Raw genomic sequence first — 21019 nt, 5'->3', positions numbered from 1 at the left:
AATAAACGACAGATAGTGACAATTATCTCATAAATTGTGGTAGAATATCATAGATTGTAAAATCTTTATTAGTTATAAAGGAGACGATTCTTTTATGAAAGTACCTATGCTCGATCTTTCAGAGCAATATGCGACTCTACGTGATGAAATTCTTCAAACATTAGATGAGGTTATGAAATCTTCACGCTTTATCTTAGGCGATAATGTAAAAAAATTAGAGCAAGATGTTGCTACATATAGTAATGTTCCTTACGGGATTGGTGTTGCAAATGGTAGTGACGCTTTACATATTGCACTTCAGGCTAGTGGAATTACTGCTGGTGATGAAGTGATCACAACTCCATTTACATTCTTTGCAACAGCAGGTGCGATTGCTAGATGCAATGCGACTCCTGTATTTGTTGATATTGATCCTGTTACGTTCAATATTGATCCTGCTAAGATTGAAGAGAAAATTAACGACAAAACAAAAGCAATCATGCCGGTTCACCTTTATGGTCAAAGCTCCGACATGGATCCAATTATGGAAATTGCGAAAAAACATAATTTATACGTGATTGAAGACGCGGCTCAAGCAATTGGGGCTACATACAAAGGAAATACAGTTGGTCAATTAAGTGACGCTGCTACATATAGCTTTTTCCCTACAAAAAACCTTGGGGCATATGGCGATGCAGGGATGATTGTAACAAAGCATGAAGATCTTGCAGAAAAAATGCGCGTGATCAGAGTTCATGGAAGTAAGCCAAAGTATTATCATCATGTTCTTGGCTACAACAGCCGTTTAGATGAAATGCAGGCTGCGATCTTAAATGTGAAATTCCCACATTTAAATGATTGGAGCGAAAAGCGCAGAAACATTGCGAACCGTTATACTGAATTGTTAAAAGCTTCACTAGGTGACAACATTGTTACTCCTGTTGAAGTTGAGGGGAACTTCCATGTGTTCCATCAATATACAATTCGAGTTGAAAAACGTGATGAGCTTCAAAAGTTCTTAGGAGAACAAGGCGTTTCAACAATGATTTACTATCCACAGCCGTTACACCTTCAACCTGTGTTCAAGGATCTTGGATATAAAGAAGGTGACTTCCCAATTACGGAAAAAGCGGCTAAGGAAGCCATTTCGTTACCAATGTTCCCAGAATTAACAGAAGAACAACAACAATATGTTGTTGAGTGTGTAACGAAATTTTATCAATAAAAGTCTTTTATAGGACTTTTTGAGAAAACATGCTTTTGGAAAGAAGCTCGCCAAGAGGCGGGTTCTTTCCATTTATCCAATGCAAAAGAAAGGGTAAATATAATGTCCGAAAAAAAAGAATATCTGTTTTATAAAAATCTAGTGTTTTTCTGGAGAAAAAAGTGGCTGCTTATTGGTATTCCATTAGTCATTTGCCTCATTGTGTCAGCATTTTCAATGTTTAGTAGTCGGGAGTATGTTGGGAAGGCGATTTTTGATACTGCTGATATAAAAGGTAAGTTAACAGACCCTGAATTATTGCAAGCAGAATATCTTAAAGATCAACAGGGCTCTGATGCTGAGTTTACAGTTGTTAAAAGCAAACAAGTCCAAATTAAGGTAACAGCTGATAATAGAGATGACGTTCATAAACAGCTTACAAAACTAGTCACCTCTTATGCCGAGGATTTACAACAAAATTACCAAGAAAGATATGATCGTACACAAGAAACGGTTGAAATATACGAAAAAGGTCTAAAGGAAAATGGCAAGCTTTTACCAACGTATAATGATGCTATTGAAAAAATAGAAGAAGGTGAAACAGTAGATCCTGACCTTTTAGTTGCTGCTGCTACTATGAATAAAATAGCATTTGAATATGAAACATCTATTAGTCGAATGAAGACTGACTTATTGCTTTTTGATCCACCAAGATTAATTAGCGAAACCATCACTCAATCAGACAATTACCTAGTTCAAAATGCAGTTGTATCATTTGCACTGAGCTTTTTTCTAATGTTAGTTGTTTTATTACTTTGGAGATACATTCGTGAAGCTAGGAGGGCATTAAATGATTAATTTTGCGATTGTAGGGGCAGGGTTTATTGCTCAAAAACATATTGATGCGATTAATAATGCTGAAGGTGCAAATCTTGTGGCGGTTTGTGACACAAATGCACAGCGCCTTGAAGAATATAAAGAGTTATGTAACGTATATACGGATTTAAATGAAATGCTTGAGCAGCAAACAGATATTGATGTTGTAAATATTTGTGTGCCATCAGGACTTCATTTTAAGCTTGCTGAAATCATTGCAGCTAAGGGCAAGCACATTGTTATGGAAAAGCCAATGGCGTTAACGAGCAGTGACTCTGAGAAGATTATTGCAATTGCAGAAAAAGCGAATATCAAGCTTTCTGTTGTTCACCCAAATCGTTTCCGTCCAGCTATTCGTGCTCTTCAAGATATTAAATCAAAAGGCTTGTTTGGTAAGCTGAGCCATGCGAATGCAACGGTTCGTTGGAATCGCGGTCAAGAGTACTATGATCAAGCTGCTTGGAGAGGAACGAAGGAGTTTGACGGCGGTGTGTTAATGAACCAAGCGATACATAATTTAGATCTGTTAATTTGGTTCATGGGACCAGTTAAATCGGTTCAAGCAATGGCAGCAACTCGTCTTCGTAACATTGAAACAGAAGATGTAGCAGTTGGTGTTGTTGAATTTGAAAGTGGTGCTTTAGGTGTTATTGAAGCGGCAACTACGATTTATCCAAAAAATCTTGAAGAATCTCTATCGATTTTCGGTGAAGCGGGTACAGTAAAAGTAGGCGGACCGAACGCGATTTATTTCGAAACATTAAATGTAAGTGATATAAACGAAGAAGAAAAGAACAAACTAATCGAAACTATTAAAGAAGATCCATTTGGTAAACCAGGTCATCAATGGATTATCGAGGATATGGTTCGTGCAGTTGAAACAAATACAGAGCCAGTGGTAACTGGTAAAGACGGACTAGCACCTGTAAAGCTTATTGAAGCGTTTTTAGAATCAGCGGAAACAGGTAAGAAAGTCTTTTTACAATAAAGGAGTGAACGTAATGTCTCATTTAGATTCGATTTTATCAAAAATTGAAAATAAACAAGCGGTTGTCGGAGTTGTTGGTTTAGGATATGTAGGTTTACCGTTAGCGGTTGAAAAAGCAAAAGCTGGCTTTAAAGTAATCGGTTTTGATGTACAACAAAGCCGTGTTGATCAAGTAAACAACGCGCAAAACTATATTGGTGACGTTGTGAACGAAGATCTAGAAGAAATCATCAAGTCGGGCATGCTTGAAGCAACAACAGATTATAACCGTATTACAGAAGTAGATGCTGTGGCGATTTGTGTACCAACACCACTTGATCACCATCAACAGCCTGATACATCTTATGTAGAAAGCTCTTCAAAAGAAATTGCGAAGTATGCGCGTGAAGGCATGTTAGTTGTTTTAGAATCAACAACATACCCTGGAACAACAGAAGAAATCGTTGTACCGGCATTAGAAGAAAAAGGCTTAGTGTGTGGAGACACAGTATTCGTTGCTTACTCTCCAGAACGTGTTGATCCAGGTAACAAGCAATTCAAAACGAAAAACACACCAAAAGTTGTTGGTGGTGTAACGGCAAATTGTACAAAGGTTGCGTCTGCACTATACCGTGCGGTTCTTGAAGGAGACGTGTTTGAAGTATCAAGCCCAGCTGTTGCGGAAATGGAGAAAATTTTCGAAAACACATTCCGTCACATTAACATCGCGTTAGCAAACGAAATGGCGATTCTTTGTGAAAAAATGGGAATTGACGTTTGGGAAATGATCGATGCAGCAAAAACAAAACCATACGGCTTTATGGCGTTCTATCCAGGCCCTGGTCTTGGTGGTCACTGTATTCCAATCGATCCATTCTACTTAACGTGGAAAGCACGTGAATACAACTATCACACTCGTTTAATCGAGCTTGCTGGTGAAATTAACAACTCAATGCCAGAATTAGTTGTAGATCGTATGATGCGCATTCTTAACCATGATGGCAAAGCACTTCGTGGAGCAAAAGTTGCGGTTTTAGGTGTTGCTTACAAGAAGGATATTGATGATGTTCGTGAATCACCAGTTTTAGATATTTTAACGATTTTAGATAAAGAGGGTGCGGATTATACAGTGGTTGATCCATTTGTACCAGCATTCCGTTTACTTGATAAGCAAATTGAAACAGTTGCTTTAACAGAAGATCTATTATCTTCAGCTGACTTAGTATTAGTTGCAACAGATCATACAACATTTGATTATGAATTGATTGCAAACAGCAGTCGCGTTGTATTTGATACTCGTAATGCATTAAAAGATGTTGAGAAAAAGCCAGAGAGATATATCAAACTGTAATAAAGACGGGAGCGGATCGTATGAATAGTATCCATTCAACAGTAGTTGTGAACGATTCAGTTACACTTGGTCACTTTAATGTGATCGGCGAACATGTAAAGATCGGTGAAAACGTAACAATCGGTAATCATGTAACGATTTATGATGGCACAGTGATTGGTGACAATGTTCGTATTGCAGATGGAGCTGTACTAGGAAAACAGCCTTCACCGGGGAAAACATCAACTGTGAAGCTTTCAGGAGCTGTTGCACCTCTTCAATTAGAAGATGATGTAACAATTGGTACGAATGCAGTGCTTTATGCCGGCTCAACAATCGGTTCCTCAACACTTGTTGCTGACTTAGCGAGTGTACGTGAAAACGTAGAAATCGGACCTGAGTGTATTGTTGGTAGAGGTGTAACGGTTGAAAACTATGTGAAAATCGGTCGCAGAGTAAAAATTCAATCAAATGCTTACATCACAGCTTACACAACACTTGAAGATTTCGTCTTTATTGCACCATGTGTGACAACAACAAATGATAACTTTATGGGACGTACGGAAGAACGCTTCGATAAAATTAAAGGCGCAGTCGTAAAACGCGCAGCACGTGTAGGTGGAGCATCAATTCTTTTACCAGGCGTTGTTATCGAAGAAGAAACATTTGTTGCAGCAGGGGCATTGGTAACAAAAGATACGGAACAAAAAACAGTTGTAAAAGGGTTCCCAGCTAAGCCTGTACGAATGGTTGAGGAACGGGAGCTGTTATAGGTGTTAAAGAATTTAAAACGTCTAGGAGGGGATTCCCTCCTTTATGCATTAATGAATGTTGGAACGAAAATGATTGCATTCATTATGATGCCGGTTTACACACATTTTTTAACTGCTCCAGAATATGCACCAGTTGATATTATTGACCGATGGACTTCGATGCTGCTGTTTTTAGTTATACTAGGAACAGATTCTGCATTAGCTTTTTATTATTTTGATACGAAGGATGAAAACAAGCGAAAAGTATATGTACAAAATGTATTAAATATACGGTTAGCTATGGTTTTACTTCTTTTTCTTGTCGTTGTGATAGTAGGTCCGTTTTTTGCAGACACCTTACTAAAGTCAGACAATGGACTTTATCTGTTGTATCTGAGTATAGCCATTTTATTATTAGATACCTTATCAGCACTTGTTTTGACGGTGCTAAGATATGAATTTAAAACACTTAAGGTTGTTATTCTCACTGTTTTGAAAATGCTATTAGTAGCGATTGGCTCTTATCTTTTCCTTGAACTGGTTATTGAATCTGTTGAAGGAATTATTTATGCCCGCATTATTAGTGGAGTTCTGATTGTCCTTTTATTGGCCCGACCTTTAGCTAAAGCGATCAACTTTAAGATTAATAAAGAGGTTTTAAAGGACTTATTGAAGTACGGACTACCACTAGTACCAGCTTCAATCGCATTCTGGGTGATTTTAAACTCCAGCTCGTTCTTTTTAGCGTTTATGAAAACAGCTGAAGATGTTGGGATCTATGGAGTTGCGACGAAATTTGCGGCTCTGATTACGCTTGTTACAAGTGGAATCCAAATGGCATGGAGACCTTATTCAATGTCATTAAAGGACAAGCCTGATAGTAAAGAGCTTTTTTCGAAAGTGTACCTGATCATTTTAATCATGGGTACAGTCGGGGTACTCGTTGTGGCAACCATTATGCCTTATGTTATTTTATTGCTAGGAGATGGATATGAATCTGCTTATCAATATGTAGCACTGCTTGCAGCCGCAACATTTTTAAACTTCTACTATCTAATTATTTCAGTAGGAATTTTCTTTCAAAAGAAAACAAAAATTATTTCCTATGCATTTATGGCAGCAGCCGTTTTAAATATTGTATTAAATCTTCTGTTGATTCCAAAGTATACAATATGGGGAGTCGTTGTGGCTTTCTTAGTGTCAAATATCATAGCGGTTATTTATATTTTTATCAAAAGTCAAAAAATATACTATGTACCAGTTTCATACTGGAAAATGTCTTTAATTTTTCTTATTATGCTTATCGGCACGATCGGGATTGTTTATGTACAGGAAAATGGATTATCTACACTATACATCGTTCTAGCTTGGGGCGTGTATCTTGCTACCCTGCTTATCACTCGTGTTGATAAAGAGCTAAGAAAAAAAACAATCCACGAAACAGCAAATTAGGTGATTGACTTGGAAATCAATAATGTGAGCCTGACTCTTTCAAATAGCTGGTCACAGTTAAAAATAGACAATAAAGAATTATATTTTAGGGGATACTTTTACTATCAAGATAAGCTGTTTACAAGTAACTCTCTTGATGAACTCATTCAACTATCCTTTCATCGGGAATTTTTTGAGAAAATTAAGGGTGAGTTTGCGCTTGTTTATCATGATCCTGAGAAAACAATTGCTGCAGTTGATCGTAAAAGAACAATTCCTCTGTTTTATCAACAAAAAAACGACCGACTCATCATTAAAGATCAGGTTTCACAAAGTGATGTTGATACTGAGCTTCATGATTTATCGGTTTCTGAATTCCTTTTAACAGGGTATGCCGCGGGCAATCGTACTCTTTATCACGGATTGTATCAAGTTGAGGCTGGTCAATTTCTTATTTTTAACGGGAAGAATCTTGGTCAAGAAACGTACTTCAGATACTATCATTCTCCAATAGAAATGGATGTAGAGGAAGCAGCTACTGAGCTCTCAAAGCTTTTTCATCAAACGTTTGATCAAATGGTTAAGCGTATAAAAGATAAAAAAGTGATTATCCCTTTAAGTGGGGGATATGATTCTCGTATTATTGCTCTGTTGTTAAAGGAATATGATGTTAAAAACATCACAACCTTTACATATGGCGTTCCAACAAGCAAGGAAGCGGTACGGAGTAAGGAAATTGCGAACCGTCTTGGCTTAGATTGGTCTGTTTTTCCATATACAAAAAGCGATTGGTTTCAATGGTATCATTCAGATGAGTGGAGAAAGTATCAAGATTTCGGAACGAATCTATCATCAATCGCCCATATTCAAGATTGGCCAGCAGTCAAAAGTCTTCTACAAAAATTAGAAGCAAAAGACCATGAATATGTGTTTATGCCTGGTCATTCAGGAGATTTTATCGCGGGAAGTCATATTCCATATGAGTTAATGATTGATCGTTCGTATACAGTAGACGAAATTGTTCAGGAAATTATGAAAAAGCATCATCGCTTATGGATAACAAATGATCATCAGGTTACGAAGGCTGTACATACGTCTATTGCTGAACAACTTCAAGGACTACCTTTTGAAAATCGTGAAGAAGCAAGTGCGTTGTTTGAGTATTGGGATTGGAAGGAACGACAAGGGAAATTTATTATTAACTCATTAAGAGTATACGAATTCTACCATCAGGGCTGGGAAATTCCACTGTGGGACGACCTTCTCGTAGAATTCTTTCTAAAGGTTCCGGTTGATCAACGTTTTAAGAAATACTTATATGATTATACCTTGCATCAAATGTATCCCCATTACTTTGATAAGCCGAACAATCCGGTTGGAAAGACTACTTCTTATAAAAACAAATATGGGGCACTCTATCCTCTGTTAAAGAAGGTTTATAATAAAAAAGAGTTGTACAGCCGTTATCATAAAGATCCGATGGAATGGTACGGAATTACGGGTAACTATGTTCAATATCTTAATTCGCTATCATTTAAAGTAAAGGGAAGCAAATATCATACTCCCTATAACATCAATTCAATTCTAGTGAAAAATTATATTAATAACTTAAAGGGTTGATAATATGAAGATTGTAACGATACTTGGGGCACGACCACAGTTTATTAAAGCAGGTCCTGTTTCCCGTGAAATTAGAAAGCAACATACAGAAATCATTGTTCATACTGGTCAACATTATGATGCCAATATGTCTGATATCTTTTTTGAGGAATTGAACATTCCAAAGCCTGATTATCATTTAAACGTAGGGTCAGGATCTCACGGTGTTCAAACGGCAAATATGCTAACAAGTATTGAAGAAATTATCCTAAAAGAAGAACCTGATTATGTGTTAGTGTACGGTGACACAAACTCAACATTAGCAGGAGCACTTGCTGCATCAAAGCTACATATCCCAATTGTTCACATCGAAGCAGGCTTACGTAGCTTTAACAAAAAAATGCCTGAAGAAGTAAACCGTATTTTAACAGACCATGTGTCAGAATTTCTATTTTGCCCAACAGATACGGCTGTTTCAAATCTTGAAAAAGAAAACATTACGAAAAACGTTTTTAACGTTGGAGACGTTATGTATGACGCGGTTATGTATAACCAAGACATTGCTGACAAATCAACGTTAATGAACGACTTGGGCTTAACAGAAAAAGAATTTTACTTAATTACGGTTCATCGTGCTGAAAACACAGAAGATCCTGAGCGTATGAACAATATTCTTGATGCTTTCAGCAAGGTTGAAGGAACAAAGGTATGGCCTATTCACCCAAGAACTAAGAACAAGCTAAAATCATCTGGTATAGATCTTGACGCCATTCCAGGTTTAAAGGTTATTGAACCAATCGGATACTTGGACATGCTTTCTTTAGAAAAAAATGCGAAAAAGATCTTAACAGACTCTGGCGGGGTACAAAAAGAGGCTTACTTTGTGAAGACTCCATGTGTGACGCTTCGTGATGAAACCGAGTGGGTTGAAACATTACATCAAGATGCCAACATTTTAGTTGGAGCAGATACAGAGAAAATCTTAGAAGCCGTTCAAGCACCATGCCATTCTGACTACCCACCAATATTTGGGGATGGAAACACCTCCGAAAAAATTGTTAAAATGATAAGCGACAAATAAGAAAGAGGGGCGCTTAACGGACGCCCCTTTTTAGTTTGTGGTGTCTGTCAATCCTGGTTTTTGTTGGTGGTGCCAGTCAATTCCGGAATTATGAAAAACTCAGTTAGGCTATTTTCGCAGGTATTGTTGGTGATTCTAGTTATCTAGTCACTTCAACAATATTTACGAAAGAAGCTTCAATTTTAGAACATCAGAGCTGGAGGTCTAATCAAGTGCTATATATCACGATTTGGCTCATTGTAGCTGTTCTATCTTTTTATTTGTTTAAAAAGTCCGCAGGAACGATGTCCATATTAAAACCAAATTTACTTTCTCTTGTCTTCTATTATTCATTATTTATTTCTTCCTTTATTGGTAGTTTACTTATCGCCTTGGACATTGATAAGCATTATATGATTAATCTGTTATCAGACGATCGTTATCGTGTGATTGGCTTTTATACGATTTGTTTTGTCATGGTGATGCTGCCATTGTCAATGTATTTTGTGTCAAACTTGATTGGTTTTCGAGCGGAAAAGGAATTTGATACTTATCTAAAAAGTCCTATCGTGATTCAACAAGACAAATTAACATATCTTGTGTACTTAGGGTTAACAGGACTTTCTCTTCTATCGATTGCCTACACAATCTATTATTTAGAAGCCATTCCACTTGTTGAATTGCTGCTAGGTAGCAGCAACTTAGCTGAGCTTCGTATTGAAGCTGCCCGAGGCTTCCAGGGGAATACACTCATTCGTAACATTTTTGCGATCGGTCTAACACCGATTTTATCAATGATTACGTTTATTTATAGCTATAAAACAATGAAAATGAAATGGATTGCACTGTTTCTTATTACATTTTCATGCTCAGTGTTTATTCAAATTTATGATTTGTCTAAAGCACCGATTTTCTTCTATTTATTAATGTTTATTTTATTACTGCTTTACCTTCAAGTGATTAAGCTTACGTGGTCACGTGTGATTGCTCTTGGGACAATAGCCATCGGTGGAATTATTGTTTTATATGTAGTCATTCAAGGTGTGTCCGATCCAAGTGCATTTTTAGATTATAATCGTGGTCCGGTCGGTCGCTTAATTCTTACGCAAATTGCTGGATACTACATGCATTTAGAGCTATTCTCTGATAAAATGCCGCTGTTAATGGGACAGAGCTTGCCATCTTCAATCATCGGCCTTTACGATATTGAACAAATACGTTCAGCTCGTTTAGCGATGGAGGTTTACTTCCCACAACGTGTCGAAGAGGGAACAGCAGGGGTGTTAAACACTTTATTCGCAGGAGAAGCTTTTGCGAACTTTGGATATATTGGATTAATACTTGGTACCGTTTATGTTGGCGTGTTTATTCAATTGATTTATATTGCGTTTCTTCGTTTGCAAAAAAATCCATTGTACATTGCCTTGTTTGTGTATTTCACGGTGAATATACCAAGAGTTGTAATCGGTGGATTTACAGATTTCCTTCTTAATACGTTATGGGTTGCGATATTAATTGTCTTAATTGCACCTTTCATTTTCTTGAGGCTGTTGGAGTTTATCAGTCAGAGGACGGGGAAATGGACGTCGGTGAAGGAATGATAAGTTGATGGAAAAGCTCCATTCACATTGTGGATGGGGCTTTTATTGTTTTCATAGTCTCAATGTAGAGTGATAATTTTGATTGTTAGAGGACGTGCAAGGGAAATGGTGTTATATATGAGTGATGAAGACCAAGTTGGGTGAATAATGGAAGAGAGATGGTTTTCATATGAGTGATGAAGACCAAGTTGGGTGAATAATGGAAGAGAGATGGTTCTCATATGAGTGATGAAGACCAATCTGGTTCGCCCGTGTAAGCAAGATGGTCTTCATTTAAGTAATGTTGACTCGCCCCAGCTGCAAAAGGTAAATGGGTATCAATAATATTGTAAGAGTTCGGCATTGTTATTAATTATATCTAACATCACTGAGTTTACAGAAATATAAAAAGCATGGATCAATTCAGATCCATGCTTTTTAGTATCCATTATTTCGAAACATCCGTATTAGGGAAGTAATGCTTCACAATATCAACAGCTTTCCAGTTGTTTTCGGCGAAGCCTTTGGCGCCGTATTGGCTCATGCCGATACGGTGGCCCCAGCCTTTACCTGTAGCGGTAATAGAGGCAGGGTCAGCTTCTTTTGTGATGGTTCCACTTGCTGTTTGAATGGAAACGTCTGATGATGAAATTGTTGATGTTGTGTTTGTGCCCGTCATGACTTGTTGGCCGGAAACACTTAATTGTGATTGTTGGCCACTAGCGGTTTGAACGGTGTATTCTTTATCTACGTTTAACGTAAACCAGTTTGATTTTAAGAAGCCGTAGCTTCCTTCGATTGGGAAGAGCTTACGGATTGTGAGCTCGTTACCTGTGACTGTTTTTTCTCCAGCAGACGTGCTAATGGTGACACTTGTTATCTCGCCATTGGCTCCTGTTGGATTTGTTTTAATATCATAAAGTGTTGTTGTTGCTGGATCTAATCCGAAGCTGTTTAGAATCATGCTTGATGTAAATGAGTTTTGCCAGTTGCTGTGTGGTGAATTTTCGTAAGGATCATCAACGGAAATCAAGTATGGGAAGCTCGCTTGATTTGAGTTCCAAACATCACCAACATTTGCAGTTCGGCCGCCACTTGTTGAGTAGAAAAATGTTTGAATTGGCTTACCGCCATACTTCACGACCACACCAGCTGTTTCGCTAACAGCCTGATTCGTTCTAGCATCTTCAGATGTGTAGCCTTTGTACACTTGGCTTGCAGTTGTATTTTTTAAAGACATGCTGTTAGCCGCATAGCTTCTCGCTACAATTGCTTGTGCTTTTAAAGCTTCTTTATGCCATGATGCTGGCATTTCATTTGGTACAACACCTTTTAAGTAGTCTTCTAGATCAAGATTATTGACGATTGCTACTTTACCAGCTGTTTTTGGTAGAAGAGACATACCGCCTCGATAAGCGCTAGCACCGTAGGCAATCGTCGGCAGCGAAACGGTATTTTTGTCAATTAAGGTTGTTTTAGCAGGGACCCAGCCCTTTGTTCCATCTGCAACCTGAACGTTGAACCATGTTTCGCCCTTGTTGTTAACAAAGCTTCCAATATATTCAGCTGTTTCTGCTTTTGTTAACGACTTTCTTGTTGGATAATCTGATGTAGCACCACTTTTAAGATCAGTTGTTGTGGTGAAACGTGCATATTGGGCAACGTTATACACTTCTTTTAATTCAAATCCACTTGCTGAAGAAAAAGAAGCAGATCCTGCGTCAATGTTTACATTGCTTTGTGAACGGGTAATCGTAATATTAAGACCCGGTAAAAAGTAAGTTTTTTGGTTGTTTGCTTTATTCGTTAATTCATAGATGCTTTGAAGCTTAAGTGTACTAGTTGAAATATCAACGAGTTGGACAGCAACGGGATTAGAATATGTTTTAATTGATGCAGCATTAGCGGCATCTGCATTCCATAGTAGGCTAAGTGTCAGAAAAACACCTAATAGAACTTTTTTAGCCATACTATTATTTCACCTCTCCATAGATTGCTTGAATCCAACCTCTTACACCGTTTGATAATTCAACGTTGTACCAAAGTTCACCGTTGTTGTTAGTAAACGAACCTACATATTTAACGGTTGTCCCTTTTTGTAATACAGCAACTGAACGATAATCTGTTGTTGCTCCTCTATGAACGGTTGCTGTTGCTGTGATTGTTACAGTTGAAAGCTTAGCGACTGTTGTTGTTGAAACATCGCCAGAATAGATCCAGCCATATTTGCCTGTTGCATATTCAACGCGATACCATTTACCAGTGCTACCATCGTGTTCGTCAATAACAGAAAGTTCTTTTCCTTTCATAAACGTAGCAACAACTGCGTAATCTTTAGTTGCTCCTTTATGAACGGTTGCAGATGTACTGCTTACATAAACTTTAGAAGGCAAAGTTGTCTCAGAGCCACCACCATCTTTTATGGCGTTTTTTAGAGAGGCTACTTCACTTTCCAGTTTTGTTACTCGTGATTGAAGAGGATTGATTTGGTTTGTTACCCACTCAACACTTGCTAGCACAACATTGCTTGCAGCTGAGCCGACTTGAGTAGGGGTGTAGCTTCCTACTAAAAATCCAGTAAGAAAAACAGAAGAGATAACAAACATACTTTTCTTTTTCATCTTAGTTTCCTCCAGTGAAGTATTTTTTAAGGCCTTCAGCAATTCCAACAGCAGCTTGTCCACGTGTAATGTCGTTTTTTAGCATGGACTCTTCGTTTGGATTTGAGATAAAGGCTAATTCAACTAATGCACTTGGTAGTTCGTTATTTTTTAGTACATAGTAGTTCGCTGTTTTTGTGCCACGGTCGTAGGTGTTGATTCTATCAACTAATGAATCTTGAATATAAGAAGCTAGTACACTACTTTTTGGGCCATTAAAGTTATAGGCAGTGTTATAGTATGTTTCTGTCCCTCGTGCAGATGTGCTCACACTAGCATTTGCATGAATGCTAATAAAGGCATCATTGTCTGATGAGTTTGCAATCGCAACACGCTGTGCCAAAGTTAAAAACGTATCACCACTTCGAGTAAGGGTAACAATTGCTCCTTGGCGCTCAAGCTCTGCTTTTAATTTTCTTGAAACGTCTAATGTTACATCTTTTTCTTTTAATTTTGTTGGACCAACGGCACCTGGATCTTGATCTCCGTGACCTGCATCAACAATGATTTTCTTACCAGCTAATCCAATTGGCATGACCTTAACCTGAGTTTGCTTGCTGTTGTTGCGTACTCCAATCAAATAGCCTGATTCAGGTGTTAACGTAATGGCACTAGATGTAGCTGAGATGTTTTTCAATCCTTTAATCGATTGAGAAGGTAAAACAGTATGAAGCTTGCTTCCTGTTAGCTGAACAACTCCATTTGAAAGAAGCTTGTTTCCTACAGCAAAATTCAATGATTTATCCCAAACTAATGTTGTGGCATTTCCTGATTGAGAAACCTTAGGATTTAAGAAAATGTTTGGAATGAATTCCCTTGTGTCATTCTTTAGGATCCAGCCTCGGACACCTTTTGAATTTTCAACGTTAATCCATTCATTGTGACTCCAAAGGTAAATTAATTGTTCACCTGCTTGAACTTTTGTGTTGTATCCAGAGCTTGCAGTTGCACTTTTGTGTAGCACATTGGCGTTAAGCGGGTAAACAAAGGTTCTGTCTGAAAGGCTAGTAAATAATTCTGCCTTAGGTACCCAGCCTTTTGTTCCATTTGATAATTGAACATTGTACCAATGTTGATTTTTATCATTAATAAATTCGAATAAAACTTTTACCTTCGAACCATATGGAAGTTTTGTTACTTTTTTATAATGATGCATGGCACCTTTATAAACGTAGGTGCTATTAGTACCAACAACGAATGATTTATTAAGGTGGAACTGTTTGCTCGTTACAGCTGTTGACTTGATCCAGCCATTCTCACCAGATTCTAATGTCACTCGATACCAAAGCTCTTTATTGTTATTTTCAAAAGTATCAATAACGTAAACAGCAGAACCTTGAGAAAGTGATGCTAACTGACGATAAGAATCAAGGGCACCGCTTCTTACAACACCGTTTGTATTAAGATAATAAGTGGTGTTTACTATCGTTTCCTTTTGAGTGTCTGTAGCAAGTATCCAGCCTGTTACATTGTTTGATGTTTGAACACGTAACCAGAATTCGTCGTTTTGGTTAATAAATGTGCCTATTACCTTCAGATCATCATTTACCGTTAATGTATCTGCTGTAGGATAGCTGCTTAATGCACCTTTTCTAACAACAGCTCCATCATTTTTAACAAAAACATAGTTCCCAACAATTTGACTCTCATGAAGGGGTTGTTCTTGAACTTCGGTTGATAGAATCCAGCCTTTTAAATCAGCACTTAATTCAACACGGTACCATGTTTGATTTAAGTTGTTCGTGAATTCATCAATAACTTGTAATGCTTCATTTTGGTTTGGTAGATACACAACACGATATGAATCTAGTGCACCACTATGAATCTTGGAACCTACATTTTTCACATAAACAATAGGGAAGCTTTGTGTTGTGTCATTATTCTCTTGAATTACTTCAGTGAATTCTGAATGGACCCAACCTTTTGTTCCATCTTCGAGCTGAATTCGATACCATACTTCTTGCTGATTATTGGTAAAAGAATCAATAATAGTTAATTCAACATTTTCTTCAAGAGTAGCGACGATTTTGTATGAAGATGTTGCACCACTATGAACGGTTGTGGATTGATTTGTTTGAAGCAATTGGACAACAGGTGTTTTAGTTAATTGTTCACTATACACCCAACCTTGAACACTTCCTAAATCAATGCGATACCAAATTTCTCCTTGTGTGCTTACATACGTATCAATTACGGTTACTTTCTGTCCGTATTGTAATGTTTCAACAGAAGGATAAGATGTTGATGCTCCTTTTCTAACATCGGCAAGATTTTTGTTTGCGTAGAGTGATGAGGGTGCTTCCTCCAATGGGGAAACACTGGTTTTCTTAACCCAGCCTTTCACGGAGTTCACAGAAATGTTCAGCCATTCCTCATTTGAATTGTTGGTAAAGTCTCCTATGACCCCCACAATTTCTCCTTTTTTCAATGTAGAAACAACATCATAGTTCGTCGTAGCACCTTTATGCATGCTAACAGTATCACCAGTTACTTGACCGATGAAGGGGTAGGGTTCGGTTGATTCCGCCGCATATGTAGAGAACGGCTGACCGATACTTAAAAACAAGAAGGTGACAGCAATAAGTGTTCTAAACCATTTCAATATACCTAGTTCTCCTCTCCTATATTTTATTTGGCAAAAAAATACCTCTGAAAGGGAAATTCAGAGGATAAGTTATATAAATATTCTAACAAACTATAAAAAGTTTGTCTTTGGGAATAATGTCTTAATCTGTCTAGTTTTGATAATCTGAAGAGGTGCTTGTCGAGGTTTGTTGTTCTTGCTCTAAATGTGTTTGTAGCTCAAGCTGCACTTCTTCAAGCATTTCTTCATCCGGAATAAAATAATAAATATCATTAATATATTCATCGCTGCCTTCAATTGTTAGCTTTTCAATATTATCTCCATTAATGTTTGGATATTTTTGTTGTAGGGCGATCGCTTGCGATATTCTAAAATTCGTTTCAACATTGTCTCCGATGTGCATAGCTAGTTCATCAATTTTAAATAAATTAGCTGGAGAGGTGGCTTTGTCGATAATGGCTGTAATAATCTCTTTTTGACGGTCATTTCTTCCAAAGTCTCCGCGAGGATCTCTTTTCCTCATTCTTGCATAGGCAAGAGCTTCTTCACCATCAAGCTCAGCAGGTCCTTCTTCAAAATAAATTCGTTTGCCGTCTTCATCACTGTTCTCGTAAAAATCAAAAGGTACATTGACTGTTACACCATCAAGCTCATCGACAATTGATTTAAACGCTTGGAAGCTAACAGTAGCATAATAATCGATTGGTATGTCCAAAAGTTCTTCTGTTGTTTCAATTGTTAACTCTTTTCCGCCAAAGGCATAGGCGTGATTTATTTTTGTTTCACTTCCATCCTCCGGGAGAGTAACAAATGTATCACGAGGGATACTTAACATTTTTATCGTTTGAAGTGTTGGATTTACGGTGACAACTATTAATGTATCCGTACGTCCATTTTCTCCACCCGAGGAATAATCCTCTACACCCATTAAAAGAATCGAAAATGGATCTTCATTTACTTTAACAGCTGTTTCTCTTCGCTCAGATTTTTCACCGCGTTCCAATTCTGAATACGATTGATTTGCTGCTGCATAGGTTTTATAAATTGTGTAGCCGGTATATCCGCCTACACCTAAAAGAACAAGTAAAAGAAAAAGAAGAATTCGTTTCAAAAAGCTTTTCTTTTTCTTCACTTTTTTATTTTTTAATCTAGTAGCCACTACTATCCCTCATTTATTTAGTGTTTGGGTAGGCTTCGTGAAATGTTTCGCAGGAGGCGCTTGTTTTCTGCGGGCACCTTCTAGATCATCAAAGCTTTGGTATTAAATCGGTTCTTCTAAATAAATATTTTCTCCCTTTATAATGTAACCTTGCCCATTTGTAAGCTCTGTCATCCATTTTTCAAAGGTATTTATGGAAGCTTCTTCAACAAAGGCTTCAATTTCGACTTGCTCTAGGTAATGAATTTCCTTTATTTTATAAATAGAATCTCGCAGTTCATTTTCGACTTTACCTAACCATGTATAGTCGATCTTTGTATGCATCACACGCATCAGCTTGCGTTCAACGATTCCGATTGCTGATAGTCCTTCTGAAACCGATTTTCCGTAAGCGCGAATGAGGCCGCCAGTTCCTAGCTTAATTCCGCCGAAATAACGGGTAACAACAACTACTGTGTCTTTTAACTGTTTCTTTTTCAGAACTTCAAGCATAGGGACACCAGCTGTACCGCTCGGTTCACCGTCATCATTTGCTTTTTGAATGGTATCGTTTTCTCCTATTAAATAGGCTGAACAATTATGATTGGCATCATGATGTTTTTTCTTGATTTGTTGAATAAATTGAGTAGCTTCTTCTTCCGTGTTCACTCGTTCTACATAACAAATAAAACGTGATTTTTGTATAACAATTTCATGCTCTCCATAGCCTTTTACGGTATAATAGTGTGAAAGCATGCTTGTACACCTCCTGACAAGCAAGCAGATTTAGAATAGCACATTCTTTTATTATAAAACGACAAATTTTTTACTTCAATTGTTAAAAATGTGACAAACTAAAATTATGGTATAAAAGTCGGAGGGAAAACAATGAACTCCAGTCAAAAAATAGATAGTAATTTACTTGATGAAATATTAGACAAAATGATTGGGACGGTTGCTGGAAGTAAGGATGAAATCTTTATAATCGGTGAACAGTCCAGACAGCAGTATGAGTCTTTAGTAGAAGAGTTAGTTGAAATCAAAAAGCAAGTGAATACGGTGATTGATGAGGGAGATAAGCTTGAGGTTCAAGCCAGACTTGCCCGAAACCGACTTTCACAGGTGAGTAAAAATTTCAAAGACTTTACTGAAGATGAAATTCGTGAAGCCTATGAAAAAGCTCATAAGCTTCAGGTAGAGCACTCTATGCTTCAGCAGCACGAAAAGCAGCTTCGTGATCGCCGTGATGATTTAGAAAGACGTTTGCTGGGGCTTCAAGAAATTATTGAACGATCAGAAGCGCTTGTTGGACAAATTTCCGTTGTTTTAAATTATTTAAACAGCGATCTTCGCCAAGTTGGTATACTGTTAGAGGATGCCCAGCAAAAGCAGGATTTTGGTTTGCGTATTATAGAAGCGCAGGAAGAAGAACGAAAACGTGTGTCTAGGGAGATTCATGACGGTCCAGCGCAAATGCTTGCGAACGTGATGATGCGTTCTGAGTTAATTGAACGTATTTATCGTGAGAGGGGAGCGGAGGAAGGGTTTAAAGAAATCCGTAACCTTCGAAAAAACGTCCGAAATGCTTTATATGAGGTAAGAAGAATTATTTATGACCTAAGACCAATGGCTTTAGATGACTTAGGACTTATACCCACCCTCAGAAAATATATGGACACAATCGAAGAATATAATGGAAAAACCAAAATTCATTTTCAAAGCATTGGCGAAATTGATGGACACCGACTTCCACCGCGATTTGAGGTTGCGTTATTCCGACTAGCACAAGAAGCTGTCACAAATGCACTAAAGCACGCGGATGCGAATGAAATAACCGTTAAAGTTGAGGTTACATGTGAGTCGATTACAATGATTGTGAAAGATGATGGAATAGGGTTTAATATTAAGGAAGCAAAAGGAAATAAAGATAAAAAATCTTTTGGACTGATTGGAATGAAGGAACGAGTCGATCTTCTCGGCGGAAAGATGACGATTGACTCAAAAGTTGGATTAGGGACTTTTATCATGTTCCAAGTCCCATATCATGGCACTTAATACCAATTCCTAGTATAAATACGGCTAAAGACATATTGACGTAATGGATGCCATTTAGACTAGAATAGACGATGGGGAGGCGTAAGCTCATGAAGACGAAAATTGCCATTATTGATGATCATCAATTATTTCGTGAAGGTGTTAAACGCATTTTAGATTTCGAACCAAGCTTTGAGGTAGTTGCAGAAGGTGACGACGGTGAAGAAGCATTAGCAATCGTTGATGCACACAAGCCTGATGTTGTGATCATGGATATCAATATGCCTAAAGTGAACGGTGTCGAAGCAACGAAACAATTGGTTGAAGCAAATGAAGATACAAAAATCATCATCCTATCGATTCATGATGATGAAAACTATGTAACACACGCTCTGAAAACAGGTGCAAGAGGCTATCTATTAAAAGAAATGGATGCTGACACATTAATCGAAGCAGTTAAGGTTGTAGCAGACGGCGGCTCTTATTTACATCCAAAGGTTACTCATAACCTTGTAAACGAATTTAGACGCCTTGCCACTTCGAATGGACAAGCTAATCTTCAGCCGATGCAGCCTGAAATTCGACGTCCATTACATATTTTAACACGTCGTGAGTGTGAGGTGCTTCAAATGCTTGCTGACGGAAAAAGTAACCGCGGCATTGGAGAAGCATTGTTTATAAGCGAAAAAACCGTTAAAAACCATGTAAGTAACATCTTGCAAAAAATGAATGTGAACGATCGTACACAAGCCGTTGTTGTCGCGATTAAAAATGGTTGGGTTGAAGTGAAGTAAGAGTGAAGGGTCAGACTCTATGAGGAGTGCTGGCTCTTTTTTTCTGCCAAAATTTCAAGTAATAAAATGTGAGACAAATTACATACACTAAACAAATAGATATTCCCTGCATTTTCCGGTAGAATGGGAAATGGACAAAACGATAATGGACAAGGAAGGAAATTGACTATGAAAACGGCTATTGTAACAGATAGTACAGCATATATCCCTCAACATATTCGTGAATCACATGACATACATATGATTCCTCTTAGTGTAAACTTCGGGAATGAAACCTACCAGGAAGAAATTGAAATTACTTCAAAACAGTTTTTCGAAAAAATGAAAGAACATCAAGACCTACCAACAACATCACAGCCTTCGATCGGAATGTTTGTTGAGCTATTTGAAAGACTTTCAAAAGAATATGACGCGGTAATTTCAATTCATCTCTCAAGTGGTATTAGTGGTACATATAACGGAGCAGCAACTGCAGGAGACATGGTAGAGAACATAGAGGTTTATACGTTTGATACCGAAGTAAGCGCAATGGTACAGGGGTTCTACGCGCTAGAAGCAGCAGAAATGGCTCAAGCAGGAAAAGCACCGACTGATATCATGGCACGATTAGAAGAAATGAAAAAAACAATGAGTGCTTATATTATGGTTGATGATTTAACGAATCTTCAAAAAGGCGGACGTTTAAGTGGGGCAGCCGCACTAATTGGAAGTTTACTTCAAGTAAAGCCAATTCTTCATTTTGAAAACAGAGTAATTGTGCCTTATGAAAAGGTGCGTACGAAAAAGAAGGCACTAAATAGAGTATTTGATTTGCTTCATGAGGATGCGAAGGATAACGAGCCGATGAGGGTTGTTGTGATTCATGCGAATCGTCCGGAGGAAGCGGAGAAGATGAAAGAAGAGCTTCAAGAGAAGTATGAAAATATCGAATGTATGGTAAGTTATTTTGGTCCCGTCGTTGGCACACACTTAGGTGAAGGTGCAATTGGGATTGGATGGTATAAGAAATAATAGGGTATATTATGGGGAGT

Annotated in this window: 17 protein-coding genes; 12 read left to right on the top strand and 5 right to left on the bottom strand. The window is 37.8% G+C overall.

The window, feature by feature from the left end; translation table 11 throughout:
• The first annotated feature begins 94 nt into the window (after positions 1-94).
• From LPC09_RS22675 to LPC09_RS22635, 9 genes are all read left to right on the top strand, one after another.
• Complete coding sequence (locus LPC09_RS22675; RefSeq protein WP_231308431.1) at positions 95-1204, top strand: DegT/DnrJ/EryC1/StrS family aminotransferase; 1110 nt, start codon at positions 95-97, stop codon at positions 1202-1204.
• Positions 1205-1306: 102 nt separating this feature from the next.
• Entirely contained in the window at positions 1307-2041 is a 735-nt protein-coding gene (locus LPC09_RS22670; protein ID WP_231308429.1) for a hypothetical protein, read from the top strand.
• Positions 2034-3047, top strand: coding sequence for a Gfo/Idh/MocA family protein (locus LPC09_RS22665; protein WP_231308427.1), 1014 nt, complete (start codon positions 2034-2036; stop codon positions 3045-3047). Before LPC09_RS22670 ends, LPC09_RS22665 begins: the two co-directional genes overlap by 8 nt.
• A 13-nt stretch (positions 3048-3060) precedes the next feature.
• The gene (locus tag LPC09_RS22660) at positions 3061-4377 is read left to right on the top strand and encodes a nucleotide sugar dehydrogenase (RefSeq protein WP_098798402.1); all 1317 of its coding nucleotides are present in this window, start codon (positions 3061-3063) and stop codon (positions 4375-4377) included.
• A gap of 20 nt (positions 4378-4397) precedes the next feature.
• Positions 4398-5129, top strand: a complete 732-nt coding sequence (locus tag LPC09_RS22655; protein WP_098798403.1) for an N-acetyltransferase — start codon at positions 4398-4400, stop codon at positions 5127-5129.
• A complete protein-coding gene (locus tag LPC09_RS22650) occupies positions 5130-6560 on the top strand; it encodes a lipopolysaccharide biosynthesis protein (protein ID WP_231308425.1) in 1431 nt (476 codons plus the stop codon). It abuts the gene before it with no gap.
• Between the two features lie 9 nt (positions 6561-6569).
• Positions 6570-8159 carry an asparagine synthetase B family protein gene (locus tag LPC09_RS22645; protein WP_231308424.1) on the top strand — a complete coding sequence of 530 codons (1590 nt, stop codon included), beginning with the start codon at positions 6570-6572 and terminating at the stop codon, positions 8157-8159.
• 4 nt (positions 8160-8163) lie between these two features.
• On the top strand, positions 8164-9219 hold the full coding sequence (wecB, locus tag LPC09_RS22640; RefSeq protein WP_231308422.1) for a non-hydrolyzing UDP-N-acetylglucosamine 2-epimerase: 1056 nt from the start codon (positions 8164-8166) through the stop codon (positions 9217-9219).
• A gap of 212 nt (positions 9220-9431) precedes the next feature.
• The gene (locus LPC09_RS22635) at positions 9432-10799 is read left to right on the top strand and encodes an oligosaccharide repeat unit polymerase (protein ID WP_231308420.1); all 1368 of its coding nucleotides are present in this window, start codon (positions 9432-9434) and stop codon (positions 10797-10799) included.
• Positions 10800-11226: 427 nt separating this feature from the next.
• On the opposite strand, the gene LPC09_RS22630 is transcribed toward LPC09_RS22635, so the two are convergent.
• From LPC09_RS22630 to LPC09_RS22610, 5 genes are all read right to left on the bottom strand, one after another.
• Entirely contained in the window at positions 11227-12747 is a 1521-nt protein-coding gene (locus LPC09_RS22630; RefSeq protein ID WP_231308419.1) for a SpoIID/LytB domain-containing protein, read from the bottom strand.
• 4 nt (positions 12748-12751) lie between these two features.
• Positions 12752-13399 carry an SH3 domain-containing protein gene (locus tag LPC09_RS22625; protein ID WP_231308417.1) on the bottom strand — a complete coding sequence of 216 codons (648 nt, stop codon included), beginning with the start codon at positions 13397-13399 and terminating at the stop codon, positions 12752-12754.
• Position 13400: 1 nt separating this feature from the next.
• Complete coding sequence (locus tag LPC09_RS22620; RefSeq protein ID WP_231308415.1) at positions 13401-16040, bottom strand: N-acetylmuramoyl-L-alanine amidase family protein; 2640 nt, start codon at positions 16038-16040, stop codon at positions 13401-13403.
• 133 nt (positions 16041-16173) lie between these two features.
• Entirely contained in the window at positions 16174-17181 is a 1008-nt protein-coding gene (locus LPC09_RS22615; protein WP_212135706.1) for an LCP family protein, read from the bottom strand.
• Positions 17182-17283: 102 nt separating this feature from the next.
• Positions 17284-17916: a YigZ family protein gene (locus LPC09_RS22610; RefSeq protein ID WP_231308413.1), complete on the bottom strand. Its 633-nt coding sequence runs from the start codon at positions 17914-17916 to the stop codon at positions 17284-17286.
• A gap of 132 nt (positions 17917-18048) precedes the next feature.
• Here LPC09_RS22610 and LPC09_RS22605 point away from each other — a divergent pair, with 132 nt between their 5' ends.
• The 3 genes from LPC09_RS22605 to LPC09_RS22595 all read left to right on the top strand — a co-directional run bounded on the left by LPC09_RS22605 (position 18049) and on the right by LPC09_RS22595 (position 20999).
• A complete protein-coding gene (locus LPC09_RS22605; protein ID WP_231308412.1) occupies positions 18049-19215 on the top strand; it encodes a two-component sensor histidine kinase DegS in 1167 nt (388 codons plus the stop codon).
• Between the two features lie 89 nt (positions 19216-19304).
• Positions 19305-19988 (top strand): two-component system response regulator DegU, encoded by a 684-nt coding sequence (locus LPC09_RS22600; RefSeq protein WP_098798413.1) that lies wholly within the window; start codon positions 19305-19307, stop codon positions 19986-19988.
• 168 nt (positions 19989-20156) lie between these two features.
• Positions 20157-20999, top strand: coding sequence for a DegV family protein (locus LPC09_RS22595; protein ID WP_231308410.1), 843 nt, complete (start codon positions 20157-20159; stop codon positions 20997-20999).
• Positions 21000-21019: the final 20 nt, after the last annotated feature.

This window comes from Metabacillus sp. B2-18 (assembly GCF_021117275.1).
GTDB lineage: Bacteria > Bacillota > Bacilli > Bacillales > Bacillaceae > Metabacillus.
This window is presented reverse-complemented; position numbering and strand designations above follow the sequence as displayed.

Excerpts from the sequence above, each read along its gene's own strand:
- LPC09_RS22600 (WP_098798413.1), top strand. The coding sequence starts at position 19,305 with ATGAAGACGAAAATTGCCATTATTGATGATCATCAATTATTTCGTGAA.
- LPC09_RS22630 (WP_231308419.1), bottom strand. The coding sequence starts at position 12,747 with ATGGCTAAAAAAGTTCTATTAGGTGTTTTTCTGACACTTAGCCTACTA.
- LPC09_RS22595 (WP_231308410.1), top strand. The coding sequence starts at position 20,157 with ATGAAAACGGCTATTGTAACAGATAGTACAGCATATATCCCTCAACAT.
- wecB (WP_231308422.1), top strand. The coding sequence starts at position 8,164 with ATGAAGATTGTAACGATACTTGGGGCACGACCACAGTTTATTAAAGCA.
- LPC09_RS22625 (WP_231308417.1), bottom strand. The coding sequence starts at position 13,399 with ATGAAAAAGAAAAGTATGTTTGTTATCTCTTCTGTTTTTCTTACTGGA.
- LPC09_RS22670 (WP_231308429.1), top strand. The coding sequence starts at position 1,307 with ATGTCCGAAAAAAAAGAATATCTGTTTTATAAAAATCTAGTGTTTTTC.
- LPC09_RS22665 (WP_231308427.1), top strand. The coding sequence starts at position 2,034 with ATGATTAATTTTGCGATTGTAGGGGCAGGGTTTATTGCTCAAAAACAT.
- LPC09_RS22605 (WP_231308412.1), top strand. The coding sequence starts at position 18,049 with ATGAACTCCAGTCAAAAAATAGATAGTAATTTACTTGATGAAATATTA.
- LPC09_RS22655 (WP_098798403.1), top strand. The coding sequence starts at position 4,398 with ATGAATAGTATCCATTCAACAGTAGTTGTGAACGATTCAGTTACACTT.
- LPC09_RS22610 (WP_231308413.1), bottom strand. The coding sequence starts at position 17,916 with ATGCTTTCACACTATTATACCGTAAAAGGCTATGGAGAGCATGAAATT.
- LPC09_RS22675 (WP_231308431.1), top strand. The coding sequence starts at position 95 with ATGAAAGTACCTATGCTCGATCTTTCAGAGCAATATGCGACTCTACGT.
- LPC09_RS22660 (WP_098798402.1), top strand. The coding sequence starts at position 3,061 with ATGTCTCATTTAGATTCGATTTTATCAAAAATTGAAAATAAACAAGCG.